Below are 16,987 nucleotides of genomic sequence, written 5' to 3'. Positions count from 1 at the left end.
CGACCTAAATGGTCAAAGATCTAGCCGCCTATGCCAAGGAAAAAGGCGTCAAATACTTCATGATTTCCTACACCGACCTGTTCGGCTCGCAGCGCGCCAAACTGGTGCCAGCCCAAGCGATCAACGACATGGCCGTTGCGGGCGCGGGCTTTGCAGGTTTTGCCACTTGGCTCGACCTCACCGCCGCCCACCCGGATATGATGGCGGTGCCGGATGCCTCATCCGTCATCCAACTGCCGTGGAAAAAAGAGGTCGCATGGCTCGCCTCTAACTGCGTGATGGAGGGTCAACCCGTCGCCCAAGCCCCGCGCAACGTGCTGCGCAAACTGGTCGACGAGGCCGCAAAAGAGGGCCTGCGCGTCAAAACTGGCGTCGAGCCGGAATTCTTCCTGCTGACCCCGGAAGGCGACAAAATCGCCGATCCCTATGATAATGCAGAGAAACCCTGCTACGATCAGCAAGCTATGATGCGCCAGTATGACGTGATCGCCGAGGTTTGCGATTACATGCTGGAACTCGGCTGGGAAGCCTACCAGAACGACCACGAAGACGCGACTGGCCAGTATGAGATGAACTGGAAATACGACGACGTTCTGCAAACCGCCGACAAGCACAGCTTCTTCAAATTCATGATGAAATCGGTGGCTGAAAAGCACGGGCTGCGTTGCACCTTCATGCCAAAGCCGTTCAAAGGCCTGACGGGTTCGGGTTGCCACGCGCATATCTCGGTCTGGGATCTTGCGGGCAAGAAGAACGTATTCTCCGACGATTCCAAAGAGTTGGGCCTGTCGGACCGTGGCCGCAGCTTCCTCGGCGGCATCATGAAACACGCCAGCGCTTTGGCCGCGATCTGCAACCCAACCGTCAACAGCTACAAACGTATCAACGCGCCGCGCACCTCATCCGGCGCGACGTGGGCACCCAATACTGTGACATGGACAGGCAACAACCGCACCCACATGGTCCGCGTCCCGGGGCCGGGCCGTTTTGAGTTGCGCCTGCCCGATGGCGCGGCGAACCCCTATCTGATGCAAGCCGTGATCCTCGCCGCGGGCCTCGACGGTGTGCGCACAAAGGCCGATCCCGGCCCGCGCTATGACATTGATATGTATACTCAAGGTCAGACCGTCACAGGTGCGCCGAAACTGCCGCTGAACCTGCTCGACGCTTTGCGCGACTACGACAAAGACACCACGCTGAAGGCCGCGATGGGCGAAGAATTCTCCGCCGCCTATCTGAAACTCAAGGCCAAAGAGTGGGACAGCTACGTCAGCCATTTCTCGAAATGGGAACACGAAAACACCCTCGACATCTAACCAAACCAAAGGGAGTGCCGGGCAAACCCCCGGCACTCCCTAAACCCAGCACTCCCTAAACAATTTCATCTTGGCCTAAATACTCCCGCCGGAGGCTCCCCTTGCGGCCCCAAGTGCCGGATTTCCATGAAAATCCTGATCTTCCAACACCTCGTCTGTGAGACTGCCGGGATCTTCACCGAACTCTGGACAACCGACGGCCACGAGTTGCACGTCATAGCTTTAGACGAAGGCGGCCAAATCCCAGCTCTAGACGCTTATGACCTGCTCGCCGTGATGGGCGGCCCGATGGATGTCTGGCAGGAGTCCGAGCACCCATGGCTGATCGCCGAAAAAGCCGCGATCAAACATTGGGTCGAAACCTTGAAACGGCCCTATTTCGGCATCTGTTTGGGCCACCAACTGCTTGCCGTCTCCCTTGGCGGGCAAGCCCACCCAATGTCGCGCCCTGAAGTCGGGCTCACCCAAATCACCCAAACCGGGGCAGGGCGCTCTGACTCGATCTTTGCCCAACTCCCGGTCGAGATGACCACTTTGCAATGGCACGGCGTTGAGGTCACAACCGTGCCGCCTGACACCGTCGTGCTGGCCTCCAACCCCGCCTGCGCCGTGCAAGCCATGCGTGTCGGTCGCCATGCTTACGGCGTGCAATATCACCTCGAAATCTTGCCCTCCACCGTCGCCGATTGGCAAACGATACCAGAATACCGCGCCGCCCTGCACGCCGCGATTGGGACAGTGGCTGCCGAAAGGCTAGAAGCAGCGGTGACTCCGCATTTGCCCGAGTTTCGCAAGATAGCTGTGCAAATCACCGAAGGACTTAAGGCTTTGGTGGCCTGATCCTCTGGCAGCGGCCTGCATTTGACCAGAGCCGCTGGTGGAGATATTTGAGCAGAGAGGATGCCCCAAGACAGCGTATTCGTTAATTTTTTCTTAACACCACCTCGCAATGCGCTGAATATAAACACAATAAAAAAGGTCCCGAGTTGGGACCAGCAAAAAGGCCCCGGGAATTCCGAGGCCTTTTTCCTTTCCTCAGTTCCGAAGGTAAGCTTCCAAACTATCCTCCAGCGCATCCTTCCAAGGCGTATGATGCACCGGGGCCATCGACCCGGTAATCACCGACCGATACGCGTGGTTGCGGAAGGTCATGATCCCGGCTTTCTTGTGGTCCTTCCACTCAAAGAACGCCTCGCAGGCCCCATCCACGTCAAAGCTGGGATAGTCAGTTTCCGCGATCAGTTCCTTCACATAATCGCCCTGATAATGGATCGCATCATGCGCGTCCTGCCCCGCATCCTCGCGCGCCACCCGGTCCACCACATCGGCCAGCAGCACCGCGTTATCCGCTGGCACCGCAATCCGCCCCAAGATCACATCCCGCACCCACCACGCCTGCGCGTCAAACATGTTAAAGGTGAACCACTGGTCCTGCATGCCGACATAGAACAACTTCGGGTTATTCACCCAAACCACCCCCTTGTAGAGATCCGCCGCAGCCAAACGGTTCGCGGTTTTCAGCCGCAGATCATCGGGCAAGAACGGGAAGTGATGCTTATACCCGGTGCACAGAATGATCGCATCGACCCGTTTGCTGGTGCCATCTTTGAAATACGCGGAGGTCTCATCCACCCGCACCAGCGCAGGCACCTCGACGAAATTCTCCGGCCAATCATAGCCCAAAGGCGCATTCCGGTAGGCGACGGTGATCGTCTTCGCGCCATATTTCCAGCACTGTGAGCCAATATCTTCCGCCGAATAGCTCGACCCCAGCAGCAGGATATCCTTGCCATTGAACTCCATCGCGTCGCGGAAGTCATGCGCGTGCAGCACCCGGCCGCCAAATTTATCAAAGCCCGGATATTCTGGCACGTTGGGGGTTGAGAAGTGGCCAGAGGCGACGATGACGTTGTCAAATTCCTCCTCATACATCCGGTCGGTTTTCATATCATGCGCGGTGACGGTGAAATTGCCCTTATCTTCATTGTATTTCACAAACCGCACCGGGGTCGAAAACCGGATCCAATCGCGCACGCCCGCCTTCACCACCCGGCCTTGAATGTAGTCGAACAACACGGCGCGCGGAGGATAGGAGGCGATTTGCTTGCCGAAATGTTCCTCAAAGGAATAATCCGCGAATTCAAGACCTTCCTTCGGGCCATTCGACCACAGATAGCGATACATTGAGCTGTGAACCGGCTCGCCATTCTCGTCCAACCCGGTGCGCCAAGTGTAATTCCACAAGCCGCCCCAGTTGGATTGCTTTTCAAAACAAACAATTTCGGGGATTTCTGCGCCCTTCATCTTGGCCGATTGAAAAGCCCGCAGTTGGGCCAGACCAGACGGCCCTGCGCCGATCACTGCCACACGTTTTGTCATGTCTTCCTCCGAGTTGTCCGCGCCCGGTTCGGGCTGCATTCCTGTTGGAAAACAGGCTAGCGATACAGGCGCGCTGCTGTCAAATTATTTTCCTGTTGGGAAAAAGATGAAACAGATGAATCTTTCGGCCTGCCTGAAAAATCGGCAAAGCCGTGGCAGACAAAGCCCTTTCCACGGATCGCGGCTTGCGGCTAAGCTGGACGCAAGCTTTGGGAGAGATCGCAGAAATGTCCAAATTCAATCAACCGCTTGGCGGCAATGAGATGGCGCGCTTTGGCGGCCCAGCCACGATGATGCGTCTGCCGACGCAAGACACCGCAGCCGGGCTGGATGTGGCTTTCATCGGAATTCCGATGGATATCGGCACCTCGAACCGTTCGGGTACAAGGCATGGGCCACGCCAAATTCGCGACGAATCCCGTATGCTGCGGCCGTTCAACATGGCGACGGGGGCTGCGCCGTTTGACCATCTGCAAGTCGCCGACATTGGCGATGTGCCGATCAACACCTTTGATCTGAAAAAAACGGTCGATATCATCACCGACTATTACAACGGCGTGCTGGCGCATGGCGCCTTGCCGTTGACTTTGGGCGGCGATCACACGCTGACGTGGCCGATTTTGCGGGCGATTAAAGCCAAACATGGCCCGGTGGCGCTGATTCATGTCGACGCTCACGCCGATGTGAATGACACGATGTTTGGTGAGAAAGTCGCGCATGGTTGCCCGTTCCGGCGGGCTTGGGAAGACGGCTGTTTGCAGAATGATAAGGTTTTTCAAATCGGTTTGCGCGGCACCGGGTATAGCCTTGAAGACTTCGACTGGGGCCGCAAAAACGGCTGGACTGTGGTGCAGGCCGAGGAGTGTTGGTATAAGTCGTTAAAGCCACTGATGGCGGAAATTCGCGCGAAAATCGGCGACGCGCCGGTGTATCTGAGCTATGATATTGATAGCCTTGATCCCGCCTTCGCGCCGGGCACTGGCACGGTGGAGCCGGGCGGGCTTACCATCTGGCAAGGTCTTGAAATCGTGCGCGGATGTGCGGGTCTGAACATCGTCGGTGGCGATCTGGTCGAGGTTTCGCCGCCCTATGATCCGTCGGGCAATACCGCGCTGATCGGGGCGAATTTGCTGTATGAAATGCTCTGCGTTTTGCCGGGCGTGCCGCAGGGAAAGCACATTGGCTAAAGCCCTTCGACCATGGTGATCATCACGCGCGCGGCACCGTCTCGCTCGGCTTTAGCGGCGCCATATTCGGGCGAGGCGTAGCAGGCGCGGGCGGTTGCCAGATCGGGAAATTCGATCACGACATGGCGTTCAAATCCGGCACCTTCGGGGTTGTCAGACGCCCCGCCACGGGCCAAAAATTTTGCGCCAAATTTCGCAAAAGCCAGCGGGGCGAGGGCTTGGTAGCCCTTGTACCGCGCGGTGTCGGTGTCGGTGACGGTGACATGGGCGATCCAATAGGCGGGCATTACTTGGCCTCTTTCAGCAGGCGGTGGGCGATTTTGGCGGCTTCATCGAGATGATCGCAGACGGCTTGCGCGGCGCTATCGGGGTCATTGGCGCAGATCGCCGCACAAATCCGCGCCATCCGCACCGGGCCAGAAACGCGGCGGTCGGTGGTGGCCAAAGTCATCGCGCGCAGGCGGCTGATCCGGCCGTTCAGCCGCTGCACGACCTCCCACGCGATCTGATGCCCTGCGGCGGTGAAGATGATCTCGTAAAACCGGGTTGTGGCGGCAATCAGAGCGGGGTTTTCATTGGCGGCAGAGGCGGCCTCGATGGCATGGGTGGCCGCTTGTAGCTTGGCTTTCACTGTGGCGTCAGCGGCTTGAGCGCAGGCAGCGGCAGCGTTTTGTTCCAAAAGTAGCCTGATTTCATAGATTTGCTCGGCCTGTGTCCAATCCATCCGGGCCACCATCGGGCCTTTGTTCGGCATGATTTCGACCAGACCTTCGGCCTCAAGATAGCGGATCGCCTCGCGCACCACTGACCTGCTGACGCCGAGTTGGTCGCAAAGCGTGCGTTCGACCAACCGTTCGCCAGAGGCAAAGCGGCCTGACAGGATCGCGCTGCGCATCCGCTCCAGCACAATCTCGCGCAAGGTCTGCGGCGGGTGGGTGATTTTCAGGTCATCAAGCGGGTTCATAACCAGACTGTAGCGAAAGCACAGTATCACCGCAACTGGTTCTTGACATGCGGTCATATGGTATACCATCATACCACTAGAGAAACCCAGCGATTCTGAGGCCCCAATGCCAGCCGTTATCCGCAAGACCCTGCTCCATATTGAAACCACGCTGATCGAGGGCGGCAAAGCGGCCCCGGTGCCGTTGAAGCTGATCGCGGCGGCGGCGGTGGTGAAAAACCCTTGGGCCGGGATGGGCTTTGTTGAGAACCTCAAGCCCGCGATCCATGATGTTGCCCCCGATCTGGGCGCGCTGCTGACCGCGATGATCCTGGAGGCTGCGGGTTCGGGTGAGGCGATTGAGGCCTACGGCAAGGCCGCGATTGTGGGTCTGGATGGCGAGGTCGAGCACGCCTCGGCGCTGATCCACACCTTGCGGTTTGGCAATCATTATCGCACGGCGGTCGGGGCGAAATCATATCTGGCGTTCACCAATATCCGGGGTGGCGCGAATACCCCGGTGATGATCCCGCTGATGGATAAAAACGACGAAGGCCGCCGCTCGCATTACCTGACGATCCATTTCGCCATCCCGGATGCCCCGGCGGCGGATGAGATTGTGGTGGCACTGGGGGCTTCCATCGGCGGTCGGCCGCACCATCGGATTGGTGATCGTTATCAAGACCTTAAGGATCTGGGCCATGACGCTGCAAACCCTGCGGCTGTCTGACGGACAGCAAATCAGCTATCTGGAGTTGGGCCAGGGCGAGCCGTTGGTTCTGCTGCACGGCGTCGGCATGTGTGCCGAGGCTTGGGGGCCGCAGATCGCGCATTTCGCCAAAACCAACCGGGTGATAGCGCTCGATATGCCGGGGCATGGGTTGTCAGATTTGCTACCGGGGCAACCGGATCTGAAGGATTATGTGGCTTGGGCGGCGAAAACCCTGCGGCAGTTGGGCTGTAGTTTTGTCAATGTCGCGGGCCATTCGATGGGGGCGCTGATTGCGGCGGGGTTGGCAGTGGATCATCCTGATCTGGTGCTGCGGCTGGCGGTTTTGAACGGGGTTTATCGCCGCACACCCGAGGCGCGCGCGGCGGTGCAGGCGCGGGCTGCCGCTTTGGCCAACGGCGCGAATGACATTGACGTGCCGCTGACGCGCTGGTTTGGCGACACCGCGGCGGATCAAGCGGTGCGCGCACAGGTGGCGGGTTGGCTGCGTATGGTTAAATTGCAAGGCTATGCGGCGGCTTACCGCGCCTTTGCCAATGGCGATATGGCCTATGCGGAGGCTTGGCCGAAAATCCATAGCCCCGCCTTGGTCTTGACTGCTTCGGGGGATGCGAACTCTACCCCTGCGATGGCAAAAGCGATGGCGATGGCGGCGCCGATGGGGCAGGCTGTGGTGATTGAGGGCCACCGCCATATGGTCAATCTGACGGCCCCGGCACAGGTTAATACGGCGCTTGCGGCTTGGCTTGCGGTGCCGCTGCTGGCCGCTAAAAAGGGAATACGCGCATGACATTGGAAAACCGCCGCCTGCTGCGCGATGCGTTTGGCACCTTTATGACCGGCGTGACCGTTGTGACCACGCTGGATGAGGCGGGCGCGCCGATTGGCTTTACCGCCAATTCGTTTTCTTCGGTGTCGCTGGACCCAGCCCTTTTGCTGGTGTCCATAGCGAAAACTTCCAGCAATTATGCAAGGTTCATGGCGGCAAAAGGATTTGCCATCAACATCTTGTCGGAGAGCCAGAAGGATGTGTCGAATACCTTTGCCAAGCCGGTCGAGGATCGTTTTGCCAGCGTGCAATGGCAACTTGGCCCGCATGGCGCGCCCATTCTACACGGGGTTTCGGCTTGGTTCGATTGCTGTCTGCATCAGGTGGTCGATGCAGGAGATCATGCCATTCTGATCGGTAGGGTTGAGGCGTTTGAGGCATCGGGGCAGGCCGGTTTGGGCTATTATCGCGGCTCGTATTTCACCCCGGCACAAGCGGGCGCGGCTTTGGCGAGTGGGCCTGCGGTGGTCGTTTCGGCTTTGATTGAGCAAGATGGCCATGTGCTGTTGCAAGACGATGGCCGCGGCGGGCTAAGCCTTCCGACGGCGCGCGTTGGGGCGAACGGGGCGACGGCGACCTTGCAGGCGCTAATCGAGGCTGCGGGCGTGCAAGCGGTGCCGGGCTTCATCTATTCGGTCTATGAAGATGTCGCGGCGGGCCAGCAGCATATTGCGTTTCTCTGCCCCAGCACGGGCGGCACCCCCAGCATGGGTGGCTTTGTTGAACTTACCCCCAACGGCTTTGATGACGTGACCGATCCCGCCATGCGGATCATGCTAGAGCGGCTGGCCGATGAGGCGCGTGTCGGCGATTACGGCATCTATTTTGGCAATCAGAACTCTGGCCGGGTTGCCCCGGTTGCGGCAAAAGGCGAAGGAAAAAAGCCATGAAATTCTCACTGTTCGTGCATATGGAGCGGGTCAGTGCCGATGAGCCGCAGCAGCGGTTGTATGAGGAAATGCTGGAACTCTGCCAGATCGCTGACGAAAATGGCATGCACGCGATCTGGACGGGCGAGCATCACGGTATGGATTTCACCATCGCCCCGAACCCGTTTCTGAACCTTGTTGACCTCGCGCGGCGCACCAAGAATGTGCGGCTTGGCACTGGCAATGTGGTGGCACCGTTCTGGCACCCGATCCGCTTGGCGGGCGAGGCTGCGATGGCCGATATCATCATGGATGGCCGACTTGATCTGGGCATCGCGCGGGGAGCCTACACCTTTGAATATGACCGGATGAGCCCCGGATTGGACGCTTGGACCGCTGGCCAGAAAATGCGCGAGCTGATTCCGGCGATCAAGGGCTTGTGGGCCGGGGATTATGAGCACAACGGCGAGCATTGGCAGTTTCCGAAAACCACTTCCGCCCCCAAGCCAGTGCAGCAGCCGTTCCCGCCGATCTGGGTGGCGGCGCGCGATCCGAACAGCCACGATTTCGCGGTGGCCAATGGTTGCAACGTGCAGGTGACGCCGCTGCATCTGGGCGATGAAGAAGTGGTCAGTCTGATGGAGCGCTTTAACACCGCCTGTGCCGCCCACCCGGAGGTGCCGCGCCCAAAGATCATGGTGCTGCGGCATACCTATGTGGCGGATAGCGAGGCGGATGCCGATCTTGGTGCGGAAGAATTGAACTTGTTTTACAACTACTTCGGAGCTTGGTTCCTGAACAAGCGCCCGATCTCGCAGGGTCTGATTGAAACACTGACACCCGAAGAAGTGGCGGCGCATCCGTTCTATTCAGCGGCTGCGATGCGCAAGAACAACATCGTCGGCCAACCCGCCGAGGTGATCGCGCGGATCAAAAGCTATCAGGATTTGGGCTATGATGAGTTTAGCCTGTGGATCGACTCTGGCATGAGTTTTGCGCGCAAAAAGGCGTCACTGACGCGCTTTGTGCAGGATGTGATGCCAGCTTTCGCCTGACCAAATTTCGCCCAAGGGGATATGATGCAGCGATTCCAACAGTATATCGGTGGGGTTTTTGAGGATGGCGCGGCCAGCTTTGAAAGCCTTGATCCGGCGACGGGTCAGCCCTGGGCGGTGATGCCAGAGGCTTCCGCTGCCGATGTGGGCCGCGCTGTCGATGCCGCGTGGGATGCGTTTTGCAGCACTGCTTGGGCGGGTTTGACCGCCTCGGCGCGGGGGAAATTGCTGTATAAGCTGGCGGATCTGGTACAGGCAGCGGCCCCACGTTTGGCCGCTTTGGAAACCCGAGACACCGGCAAGATCATCCGCGAAACCTCTGCCCAGATCGCCTATGTCGCGGAATATTATCGCTATTATGCGGGTCTGGCTGACAAGATCGAGGGCGCGCATCTCCCCATAGACAAGCCGGATATGGAAGTCTGGCTTAGGCGCGAACCTATTGGCGTGGTGGCGGCGATCGTGCCATGGAACAGTCAGTTGTTTCTGTCGGCAGTCAAGCTTGGCCCTGCTTTGGCTGCGGGCTGCACGGTGGTGTTGAAGGCGTCCGAGGACGGTCCCGCGCCGATGCTGGAATTTGCAAAATTGGTGCATGAAGCGGGTTTCCCGCCCGGAGTGGTCAATATCCTCACAGGTGGCCCAGCGGCGGGTGCAGCCCTTACCACCCACCCGAAGGTCGCCCATATCGCCTTCACTGGTGGGCCGGAAACCGCGCGGCATGTGGTGCGTGGTTCGGCGGAGAACCTTGCCTCGATCTCGTTGGAGCTGGGCGGCAAATCGCCGTTCATCGTGTTTGAAGATGCCGATCTGGACTCGGCGGTGAATGCGCAAATCTCGGGTATTTTCGCGGCGACCGGGCAGAGCTGTGTGGCAGGATCACGCCTGATCATTCAGGCTTCGGTGAAAGACGCGTTCCTCGCCAAGCTGAAGGCCAAGGCGGAAGCCATTCGGATTGCTGCCCCCGATCAGATGACCACCGAGGTCGGCCCGCTTTGTACCCAGCGGCAACGCGTGCGGATTGCCGACCTGGTGGCGCAAAGCCTAGGGCAGGGGGCCAAATTGGTAACGGGCGGCGTGGTGCCGGAAGGCCCCGGTTTCTACTATCCGCCGACAATCCTTGATTGCTCTGGCCTGCCAGATGTGGCGGGGTTGCGGCAAGAATTTTTTGGCCCGGTGCTATCGGTGATCAGTTTTGAGACCGAAGCCGAGGCTTTGGCGCTGGCCAATGACACGGTTTATGGATTGGCTTCGGGCGTATTCACTCGCAGCCTGACGCGTGCGCATCGGATGATCCGAGGCATCCGCTCGGGGGTGGTTTGGGTGAACACCTATCGCGCGGTGTCGCCCATTGCCCCTTTTGGCGGCCACGGCATGTCTGGGCATGGTCGGGAGGGTGGCTTGGCGGCGGCGTTGGATTACACCACGGTCAAAACGGTGTGGCTGCGCACCTCGGATGATCCGATTCCTGACCCATTCGTGATGCGCTAACGCGGGATCGCCACCGCAGGCCGCCCCGCCACATGCTCGGCGGCAGCGTGCGAAGCCGCAGCACAAGCCTTCTTGAACCTCGTGTCGCCCACCAGACAAGCCGCCAGCGCGCCAATAAACGCATCGCCTGCGCCGTGCGAGCTGACCACTTCGATCTTCTCGGCGGGGATCGAGAAATGCTCATCCTCAGCGCTCCACGCGGCCAGTCCCAGCGAGCCTGCGGTGACGATCACGCTTTCAAACCGATCCGCAAGTATTTTGGCGGCTCCCGCGGCGGCTTTCAGGCTGGTGATGGGTGCCGTGCCCATCATCATCTCGGCTTCCACCGCGTTGACCACCAACACGTCGACCAAACGAGCGAACGCTAGCGACATTGGTCGGCTCGGAGCGGCGTTCAACAGGGTGCGGATGCCACGCGCGCGCGCGGCTTTCGCGGCGGCTAGATTGATTGCTTCGGGCACTTCATTTTGCAGAACCAGCAGGCGGACATCCTGCCAAACCTCGGGATTTTGCAGGGTTTCGGGGAGGATATGCAGGTTTGCGCCCGACACAATCGTCGCCGCATAATCGCCGCTGGCGTCCATGATCGCCACGCTCATGCCCGATGCCACCCCGTCGCAGGTGGCGACAAAGCGGTGATCGACGACTGAACTCTGCAACCGTGCCCGCAGGAACGCGCCGAAATCATCCGCTCCCACCGCACCCAGCATCCGCGCAATCGCGCCATGCGCCTGTGCCGAGACCGCCTGATTGCCGCCCTTGCCGCCGAACTTCGGATACCAGCGCGATCCCACCGCTGTCTCATCTTTGCGCGGCAAATGATCGGCCTCGACCATGATGTCATAGTGCAGGCTGCCGACCACAAGGACGGTATTTCCGGTCTGGCGGATGGGCTTGGTCATCTTGGCCTCATTGTCTGCGTTTCGACTGCACGGCGCGCATGGTGCGATCCAGATTTTGATCGGCGGCGGCGCGGTCGCGCTGTGCTATCGCTACAAACAACGCATCCAACAGGTTCAACTGCGCGATCCGCGCCGTGGCGTTTTCGCCGAGCAGCGGCGAGTTCTGCGCGGTCGAGCACAAAACCACATCGACCAACCCGGCGAGGGGGCTTTCGGCATAGTTCGTCACGGCGATGATCCGCGCGCCATTGCGCCGCGCCAGTTCCACCGCGTCCAGCACCGACGCCGTGGTGCCGGAATGCGAAAACGCCACCACCACGTCATCGGGGCCCAGCAGAGCCGCCGACATCATCATCATATGGGCGTCATCGAACACGCTTGCCCGGATGCCGATGCGCAGAAACTTATGCGCTACATCGCGGGCGATCTGTGCCGAGCCGCCAAGGCCGTAGAAATCGCGTTGCGTGGCACGGTGCAGGTAATCCACCGCCCGCTCAAACGCCGCCAGATCAAGGATGGCAAAGGTTTCCTCCAGCGCCTGCATCGCGGTGCGGAACACCTTTTGCACGATTTCGCCAGAGCCGTCTTGTTCCGAGATTTCAGAGTGCAGCGCGGCGGTGTCAGATTTGTAGTAATCTACAAGGCCCTGACGAAACTCACGAAATCCAGCAAAGCCCAGTTTTTTGGCGACCTTCACCACCATCGCATCTGAGACAGCCGATTTCTCAGACACCTCCCGCAAGGGTGTTGATGCGTCAATATCCTTGCGCGCCAGAATATCGCTGGCGACTTTGCCTTCCAGCGGCGTCAGGCTGGGCAGCTTCATGCGGACCTGTGCGGCCACGGCTTTTGGATCGCCCATATTTCCCTCGGATCTCCATCACGCGTTCCATCCGCTTATCGTGCACAGGGCTGTATTCAGGACAACACGATTCAGCACAAGTACACGTATTTTTGTAAAGTTAATCAGATTACTGTTTTACCCGCCAGCGCAAGTCGGGCGATTTCTTGCGCTGCAATCGGGTCTTGGCGGCTTTGCGCATCGGCGAGGCGGTTGTCACCCGCCATCACATCCACCGCTGCCAGCATCCGCCGCACGGTGCGGATATTGGCGGCACATTCCGCCACCGGATCAAGGCCAGAGGCATCTGGGAAAGTGTCAAAATAAATCGCGCCATCAAAGCCGCCGCGTTTGACCTCGCGCAGCAGTTCCAGCGTCGCTTGTTCGTGTACTGCGGCCACCATCAGGCCATCATCGCGCTTGGCGTAGCCGTCGTTCAGGTGCAAGCCAAGCAGGCGGCTGTGGCGCTGGATCAAAGCTGCGGCAAAGGCGGGCTGTTCATCGGCGTAAAGCGCATGGGCGAAGTCGATGGTGACGCCAAGGTTTTTAGCACCCACCTCTTTGATCGCCAACAGCGTGGTCGCAGCATCAGGAAGAACGCTGTAAGCCCTCGGTTCATTGGGCTTATACTCGATAGAGATCAGGCAGTCCGCATCATGTGCTGCGACTTCGGCAATGCCTGCAATCTCATCTTGCCACAGTGCGGCGTAGTCGCATTGGAAGGTATAATCAAAGCCATCCTGCCCCAACCACAAAGTCATCATCGGCGCCCCGATGGCGCGGGCGGCATCAATGCCGCGCTTGGTCAGATCAATTGCCTCGCGCCGCACCGCGCGGTCCGGGTTGGTGAAAGCGCCGCGTTTGAAGGCTGGGTTGGTGTAATAGCGCATCGCCAGACCGCTGACTGAAAGCCCGCAATCCGCCACCACTTTGGCGATTTCCGAAGGCTCTGCACCGACGTGATCGGGGTAGTTGAGGTCCAACTCGGTCAGCCCGTCAACCGTCGCCGCGCGTTGGATGATTTGTGCCAGCGAGGGCTTTTCTGTCAGCGCAGGCCAGTAATCCGAAGCCCCTGAGGCAAACGAATTGATCCGGGTTGCGAAACGGCTTCCGAGCATGTGATTCTCCTCTTACTTCACAAATACTATATTTTTTATAAAGCATGAAGTGAATTTATCCCTTGCACACGCACGGATCGCCTCGGATTTGCGGTGTTCGGCTTGCCGCGTGCACCACGCCTCACGCCAGCGGCGGAAATTTCACCTGGACCAGCAGACCACGCCGCTCAGCCCCGCGTTGCAACTGAATTTCGGCGTCAAACAGCGCGGCGATTTCGGCGGTGATCGCCAGACCCAAGCCAAAGCCGGTTTCCTGATCAGCCGACAGCGCGCGAGCAGGGGCATTGGTGCCGCGTTTGCGCAAGACCGCGCGCTCGGTCTGCTCGGGCGACAGGCCGGGGCCGTTGTCTTCAACTTCAAGCACCACGGCATCACCCAGCCTCTGCACCCGCACCGTCACCACGGCCCCGCCGCCAGCATAGGCGATGGCATTGGTCAGCAGGTTCTTCAGCAACTCGGCCAGCAGCACCGGTTCGGCCAGCACCACCGCTTCCGTCGCCCCCTCATAGCCAAGATCGATGCGGTGGCTCAGCGCCAGCGGCACCATTTCGGCGGTCACATCCTTGGCGACCGCGACGATATTGACCCGTTGCAGAGCTGCGGCCCCGGTTGCGGCATCGACCCGCGCCAACACCAATAGCTGCGCCAAAACCCGCTCGGCCCGTTCCAGCGCAGTTTTCGCCTTATCCGTCGCCGCAGTGGTCTGCGCAGGCGTTGCACTGCGGTCAATCAGCGCCAGTTGCGTGCGAACCACGGCGAGCGGCGTGCGCAACTGGTGGCTGGCATTGCCGGTAAAATGCCGCAGAGCCTCCAGCACTGTATCCAGACGTTTCATGAAAGAGTTGATCGCCAGCACCAGCGCCTCGACCTCTTGCGGCGTATCGGCGGTCACCGGGCGCAGATCGTCGGGCGAGCGTTCGGCAATGGTGGCCCCAAGCCGGTCCAGCGGGCGCAGCGCCAAAGTCACCGCGATCCAGACGATGCAGGCGACGCCAAGGATCAACACCGCCAGCCGCAACGCCGAGCGTAGCAGAATCGCGCGGGCCAGTTCCGCCCGCGCCCGGGTTGATTCTGCAACCGTTACACTGAAAGCAATCGAGCGCGCCCCGGTGGACACTTCGCGCATCAGAGTGGCGCTGCGGATACCTACCGTGCCGTGCATACCATCCGCAAAGGCCACCCCGCCCGCAGGTGCCGGGTTGACCGCCAGATCGTCATAGCCGGTCAGAAAGTGGCCGATCGGGCCATCCACCCGGTAAAACACCTTGTCCTGTGCGGTTGAGGTCAGCATTTCCAGCGAGGAATACGGCAGATCAACCTCTAACTCCCCAGTTTCATCCACCGTCACCCGTTCCGCAATCGCCAAGGCCGAGCCGACCAGCACCCGGTCTGACACGCTTTGCGCGGTGCGCAGCGCCTCGCGCCAAGTGTCCAGCAGGGCGATCAGCCCCAGCAGAGCCGTCGCCAGAAACAGCCACAGCAGCAGACGACGGCGCAAAGAATAGGGTTTCATCGGCTGTCCGGGGTTTTTTCCAACAGATAGCCAATGCCGCGCACCGCCCGCAGCCCTAGGCCAAAGGGCGCAATGCGGCGGCGCAGACGTGAGATATATTGCTCGATGGCATTGTCCGACAGCATATCGTCGAGTGAGGTTAGCGATTGCACGATGGCCTCTTTCGTCACCACTTTTCCGGCGCGGGTCAGCAGCAGTTCCAGCAAAGCCCGTTCGCGCGGGGGTAGGTCAAGCGGTTGATCTGCCGCTGAAAACTGTCGTGTGGTTAGGTCCAAGGTGACAGCCCCCAAAGTGACGGTGGCTGAACGCAGGCCCGCCTGACGCCGCAACAGCGAGCGCACGCGGGCCTCAAACTCGCGCACATCGAAAGGTTTGGCCATGTAGTCATCAGCGCCCAGATCCAGGCCGCGCACCCGGTCTTCGGCGGCACCCCGCGCGGTCAGGATCATCACCGCTGCCGGATTGGCCCGCGCCCGCATCGCGCGCAGCAGCGACAACCCGTCCATCTGCGGCAGGTTGAGATCAAGGATCACCAGATCAAATTGTTCAGACGCCGCCAGCGCCTCGGCAGATGCGCCATCATGCACGCAATCCACCGCATAGCCCGACGAGGTCAACAGCGTCACCAAGGATTCCGCCAAGGGCAGATCATCTTCAACCACCAATAAGCGCATATCCGGCCTCCTCCTCACGTCAGGCTAGGCGGAAAGCGCAGAGTTGTGAACGCAAGTTGCATCGGGCAGAGTGAACTGATGCGAAGAATGTTCGGTTTGACCTTGTTTTGCGCTGTCCTGGCTGGCCCGATCTGGGGCGAGGTGGTGGACTATCCCGCCCCGGATGGCCCCGCCGGGTCAGAATTGGTGATCTATTCGACGCTCGACAATCACTTGGTGAACCCGCTGATTTCGGCGTTTCAGGCCGGGCATCCGGGGGTTGCGGTGCGCTACGAAGACCTGCTGGCGGGGGAAATTTCGGCGCGGGTGGTGGCGGAGACAGAGGCCGGCCAGCCCACAGCGGATTTCGTGTTCTCCTCGGCGATGGATATGCAGATCAAGCTGGCCAATGACGGCTATGCGCAGGCGGTCGAAGTGCCCGCCGCGCGCAACTGGCCGGAATGGGCGAATTGGCAGGACACGGCTTTTGCGATGACGTTTGAGCCGGGGGTGCTGGTCTACCACAAGCCCAGCTTCCCGAATGGCCCGCCGCAATCTCGGCTGGAGTTGATGGATTGGCTGCGCCACGCCCCGCCCGCGATGCACGGCAAGATCGGCACCTATGATATTGAGCGCTCTGCGGTGGGTTATCTGTTTCTCGCCCGCGATACCGAGCATTTCCCCGATATCTGGTCTTTGCTGCGCGAGATGGCGCAGGCCGGGTTGCAAACCTATCCGACCAGTCAGGACATCATCGATCGGGTGGCGGACGGCCGATTGGTGTTGGGGTATAACATCTTAGGCTCGTATGCCGCCGATCAGGCCCGCAATGCGCCCGATCTGGGGTTGGTGCTGCTGCGGGATTTTACCGTGGTGGTGTCGCGGGTGGCGTTGGTGCCGCGCGCGGCTGCTTCGCCCGAGATGGGGGCGGAGTTTCTGGATTTTCTGATGAGCAAGCAGGGCCAGACCCTGCTGTCGGAAAAGCTGCGGATGCCTGCGGTAAGCCTAGAGGTGTCGGGGGCCAACAGTGGCCGCGCGATGCAGGCGGCTTTGGGCGATCAACTGCGGCCGGTTTCGGTCAGCCCCGGCGTGCTGGTCTATCTCGATCAAGCCAAGCGGCAGCGGTTGTTCCGGCTATGGCGCGCGGCTTTGGCCCTAAAGTAG

17 protein-coding genes are annotated in these 16,987 nt (G+C 60.1%); 9 read left to right on the top strand and 8 right to left on the bottom strand.

The genetic code is table 11. The annotated features are described in order from the left end of the window. The first annotated feature begins 8 nt into the window (after positions 1-8). Complete coding sequence (glnT, locus tag ACS5RD_RS19445) at positions 9-1,316, top strand: type III glutamate--ammonia ligase (protein ID WP_489928754.1); 1,308 nt, start codon at positions 9-11, stop codon at positions 1,314-1,316. A gap of 126 nt (positions 1,317-1,442) precedes the next feature. Then, a complete protein-coding gene (locus ACS5RD_RS19440; RefSeq protein ID WP_489928753.1) occupies positions 1,443-2,156 on the top strand; it encodes a type 1 glutamine amidotransferase in 714 nt (237 codons plus the stop codon). Positions 2,157-2,351: 195 nt separating this feature from the next. Here the strand turns inward: ACS5RD_RS19440 and ACS5RD_RS19435 are convergent, their stop codons facing one another. Further along, positions 2,352-3,695, bottom strand: a complete 1,344-nt coding sequence (locus ACS5RD_RS19435) for a trimethylamine monooxygenase (protein WP_489928752.1) — start codon at positions 3,693-3,695, stop codon at positions 2,352-2,354. A gap of 227 nt (positions 3,696-3,922) precedes the next feature. Here ACS5RD_RS19435 and speB point away from each other — a divergent pair, with 227 nt between their 5' ends. Beyond that, a complete protein-coding gene (gene speB, locus ACS5RD_RS19430) occupies positions 3,923-4,882 on the top strand; it encodes an agmatinase (protein WP_489928751.1) in 960 nt (319 codons plus the stop codon). Here speB and ACS5RD_RS19425 read toward each other — a convergent pair. Both ACS5RD_RS19425 and ACS5RD_RS19420 read right to left on the bottom strand, forming a co-directional pair. Beyond that, the gene (locus ACS5RD_RS19425) at positions 4,879-5,169 is read right to left on the bottom strand and encodes a DUF1330 domain-containing protein (RefSeq protein WP_489928750.1); all 291 of its coding nucleotides are present in this window, start codon (positions 5,167-5,169) and stop codon (positions 4,879-4,881) included. The two genes, speB and ACS5RD_RS19425, sit on opposite strands and share 4 nt — an antisense overlap. Further along, complete coding sequence (locus ACS5RD_RS19420; protein ID WP_054007152.1) at positions 5,169-5,846, bottom strand: GntR family transcriptional regulator; 678 nt, start codon at positions 5,844-5,846, stop codon at positions 5,169-5,171. The genes ACS5RD_RS19425 and ACS5RD_RS19420 overlap by 1 nt, the downstream gene beginning before the upstream one ends. 106 nt (positions 5,847-5,952) lie before the next feature. Here ACS5RD_RS19420 and ACS5RD_RS19415 point away from each other — a divergent pair, with 106 nt between their 5' ends. Genes ACS5RD_RS19415 through ACS5RD_RS19395 form a run of 5 tightly spaced genes read left to right on the top strand, consistent with a single transcriptional unit; the run spans position 5,953 to position 10,796 of the window. Beyond that, complete coding sequence (locus ACS5RD_RS19415) at positions 5,953-6,555, top strand: amino acid synthesis family protein (protein ID WP_489928749.1); 603 nt, start codon at positions 5,953-5,955, stop codon at positions 6,553-6,555. Continuing rightward, on the top strand, positions 6,527-7,345 hold the full coding sequence (locus tag ACS5RD_RS19410) for an alpha/beta fold hydrolase (protein WP_489928748.1): 819 nt from the start codon (positions 6,527-6,529) through the stop codon (positions 7,343-7,345). Before ACS5RD_RS19415 ends, ACS5RD_RS19410 begins: the two co-directional genes overlap by 29 nt. Further along, on the top strand, positions 7,342-8,274 hold the full coding sequence (locus tag ACS5RD_RS19405; protein ID WP_489928747.1) for a flavin reductase family protein: 933 nt from the start codon (positions 7,342-7,344) through the stop codon (positions 8,272-8,274). The genes ACS5RD_RS19410 and ACS5RD_RS19405 overlap by 4 nt, the downstream gene beginning before the upstream one ends. Continuing rightward, positions 8,271-9,308, top strand: a complete 1,038-nt coding sequence (locus ACS5RD_RS19400) for an LLM class flavin-dependent oxidoreductase (RefSeq protein ID WP_489928746.1) — start codon at positions 8,271-8,273, stop codon at positions 9,306-9,308. Before ACS5RD_RS19405 ends, ACS5RD_RS19400 begins: the two co-directional genes overlap by 4 nt. 24 nt (positions 9,309-9,332) lie before the next feature. Beyond that, entirely contained in the window at positions 9,333-10,796 is a 1,464-nt protein-coding gene (locus ACS5RD_RS19395; RefSeq protein ID WP_489928745.1) for an aldehyde dehydrogenase, read from the top strand. Here the strand turns inward: ACS5RD_RS19395 and ACS5RD_RS19390 are convergent. The 5 genes from ACS5RD_RS19390 to ACS5RD_RS19370 all read right to left on the bottom strand — a co-directional run bounded on the left by ACS5RD_RS19390 (position 10,793) and on the right by ACS5RD_RS19370 (position 15,844). Further along, positions 10,793-11,698, bottom strand: coding sequence for a PfkB family carbohydrate kinase (locus ACS5RD_RS19390; RefSeq protein ID WP_054007157.1), 906 nt, complete (start codon positions 11,696-11,698; stop codon positions 10,793-10,795). The genes ACS5RD_RS19395 and ACS5RD_RS19390 overlap by 4 nt on opposite strands. 7 nt (positions 11,699-11,705) lie before the next feature. Then, the gene (locus ACS5RD_RS19385) at positions 11,706-12,560 is read right to left on the bottom strand and encodes a MurR/RpiR family transcriptional regulator (protein ID WP_489928744.1); all 855 of its coding nucleotides are present in this window, start codon (positions 12,558-12,560) and stop codon (positions 11,706-11,708) included. Positions 12,561-12,664: 104 nt separating this feature from the next. Then, positions 12,665-13,657, bottom strand: a complete 993-nt coding sequence (locus ACS5RD_RS19380) for a sugar phosphate isomerase/epimerase family protein (protein WP_489928743.1) — start codon at positions 13,655-13,657, stop codon at positions 12,665-12,667. A gap of 121 nt (positions 13,658-13,778) precedes the next feature. Beyond that, positions 13,779-15,170 carry a sensor histidine kinase gene (locus tag ACS5RD_RS19375; RefSeq protein ID WP_489928742.1) on the bottom strand — a complete coding sequence of 464 codons (1,392 nt, stop codon included), beginning with the start codon at positions 15,168-15,170 and terminating at the stop codon, positions 13,779-13,781. Further along, on the bottom strand, positions 15,167-15,844 hold the full coding sequence (locus tag ACS5RD_RS19370) for a response regulator (protein ID WP_489928741.1): 678 nt from the start codon (positions 15,842-15,844) through the stop codon (positions 15,167-15,169). The genes ACS5RD_RS19375 and ACS5RD_RS19370 overlap by 4 nt, the downstream gene beginning before the upstream one ends. A gap of 87 nt (positions 15,845-15,931) precedes the next feature. On the opposite strand from ACS5RD_RS19370, the gene ACS5RD_RS19365 reads away from it, so the two are divergent. Beyond that, the gene (locus ACS5RD_RS19365; RefSeq protein WP_489928740.1) at positions 15,932-16,987 is read left to right on the top strand and encodes an ABC transporter substrate-binding protein; all 1,056 of its coding nucleotides are present in this window, start codon (positions 15,932-15,934) and stop codon (positions 16,985-16,987) included.

The organism is Cypionkella sp. PAMC25878 (assembly GCF_058135695.1).
The sequence above is the reverse complement of the archived record's forward strand: the minus strand, read 5'-3'. Positions and strand labels throughout refer to the sequence as shown.

Coding starts and splice junctions, on each gene's coding strand:
- glnT (WP_489928754.1), top strand. CDS start 9: ATGGTCAAAGATCTAGCCGCCTATGCCAAGGAAAAAGGCGTCAAATAC.
- ACS5RD_RS19440 (WP_489928753.1), top strand. CDS start 1,443: ATGAAAATCCTGATCTTCCAACACCTCGTCTGTGAGACTGCCGGGATC.
- ACS5RD_RS19435 (WP_489928752.1), bottom strand. CDS start 3,695: ATGACAAAACGTGTGGCAGTGATCGGCGCAGGGCCGTCTGGTCTGGCC.
- speB (WP_489928751.1), top strand. CDS start 3,923: ATGTCCAAATTCAATCAACCGCTTGGCGGCAATGAGATGGCGCGCTTT.
- ACS5RD_RS19425 (WP_489928750.1), bottom strand. CDS start 5,169: ATGCCCGCCTATTGGATCGCCCATGTCACCGTCACCGACACCGACACC.
- ACS5RD_RS19420 (WP_054007152.1), bottom strand. CDS start 5,846: ATGAACCCGCTTGATGACCTGAAAATCACCCACCCGCCGCAGACCTTG.
- ACS5RD_RS19415 (WP_489928749.1), top strand. CDS start 5,953: ATGCCAGCCGTTATCCGCAAGACCCTGCTCCATATTGAAACCACGCTG.
- ACS5RD_RS19410 (WP_489928748.1), top strand. CDS start 6,527: ATGACGCTGCAAACCCTGCGGCTGTCTGACGGACAGCAAATCAGCTAT.
- ACS5RD_RS19405 (WP_489928747.1), top strand. CDS start 7,342: ATGACATTGGAAAACCGCCGCCTGCTGCGCGATGCGTTTGGCACCTTT.
- ACS5RD_RS19400 (WP_489928746.1), top strand. CDS start 8,271: ATGAAATTCTCACTGTTCGTGCATATGGAGCGGGTCAGTGCCGATGAG.
- ACS5RD_RS19395 (WP_489928745.1), top strand. CDS start 9,333: ATGCAGCGATTCCAACAGTATATCGGTGGGGTTTTTGAGGATGGCGCG.
- ACS5RD_RS19390 (WP_054007157.1), bottom strand. CDS start 11,698: ATGACCAAGCCCATCCGCCAGACCGGAAATACCGTCCTTGTGGTCGGC.
- ACS5RD_RS19385 (WP_489928744.1), bottom strand. CDS start 12,560: ATGGGCGATCCAAAAGCCGTGGCCGCACAGGTCCGCATGAAGCTGCCC.
- ACS5RD_RS19380 (WP_489928743.1), bottom strand. CDS start 13,657: ATGCTCGGAAGCCGTTTCGCAACCCGGATCAATTCGTTTGCCTCAGGG.
- ACS5RD_RS19375 (WP_489928742.1), bottom strand. CDS start 15,170: ATGAAACCCTATTCTTTGCGCCGTCGTCTGCTGCTGTGGCTGTTTCTG.
- ACS5RD_RS19370 (WP_489928741.1), bottom strand. CDS start 15,844: ATGCGCTTATTGGTGGTTGAAGATGATCTGCCCTTGGCGGAATCCTTG.
- ACS5RD_RS19365 (WP_489928740.1), top strand. CDS start 15,932: ATGTTCGGTTTGACCTTGTTTTGCGCTGTCCTGGCTGGCCCGATCTGG.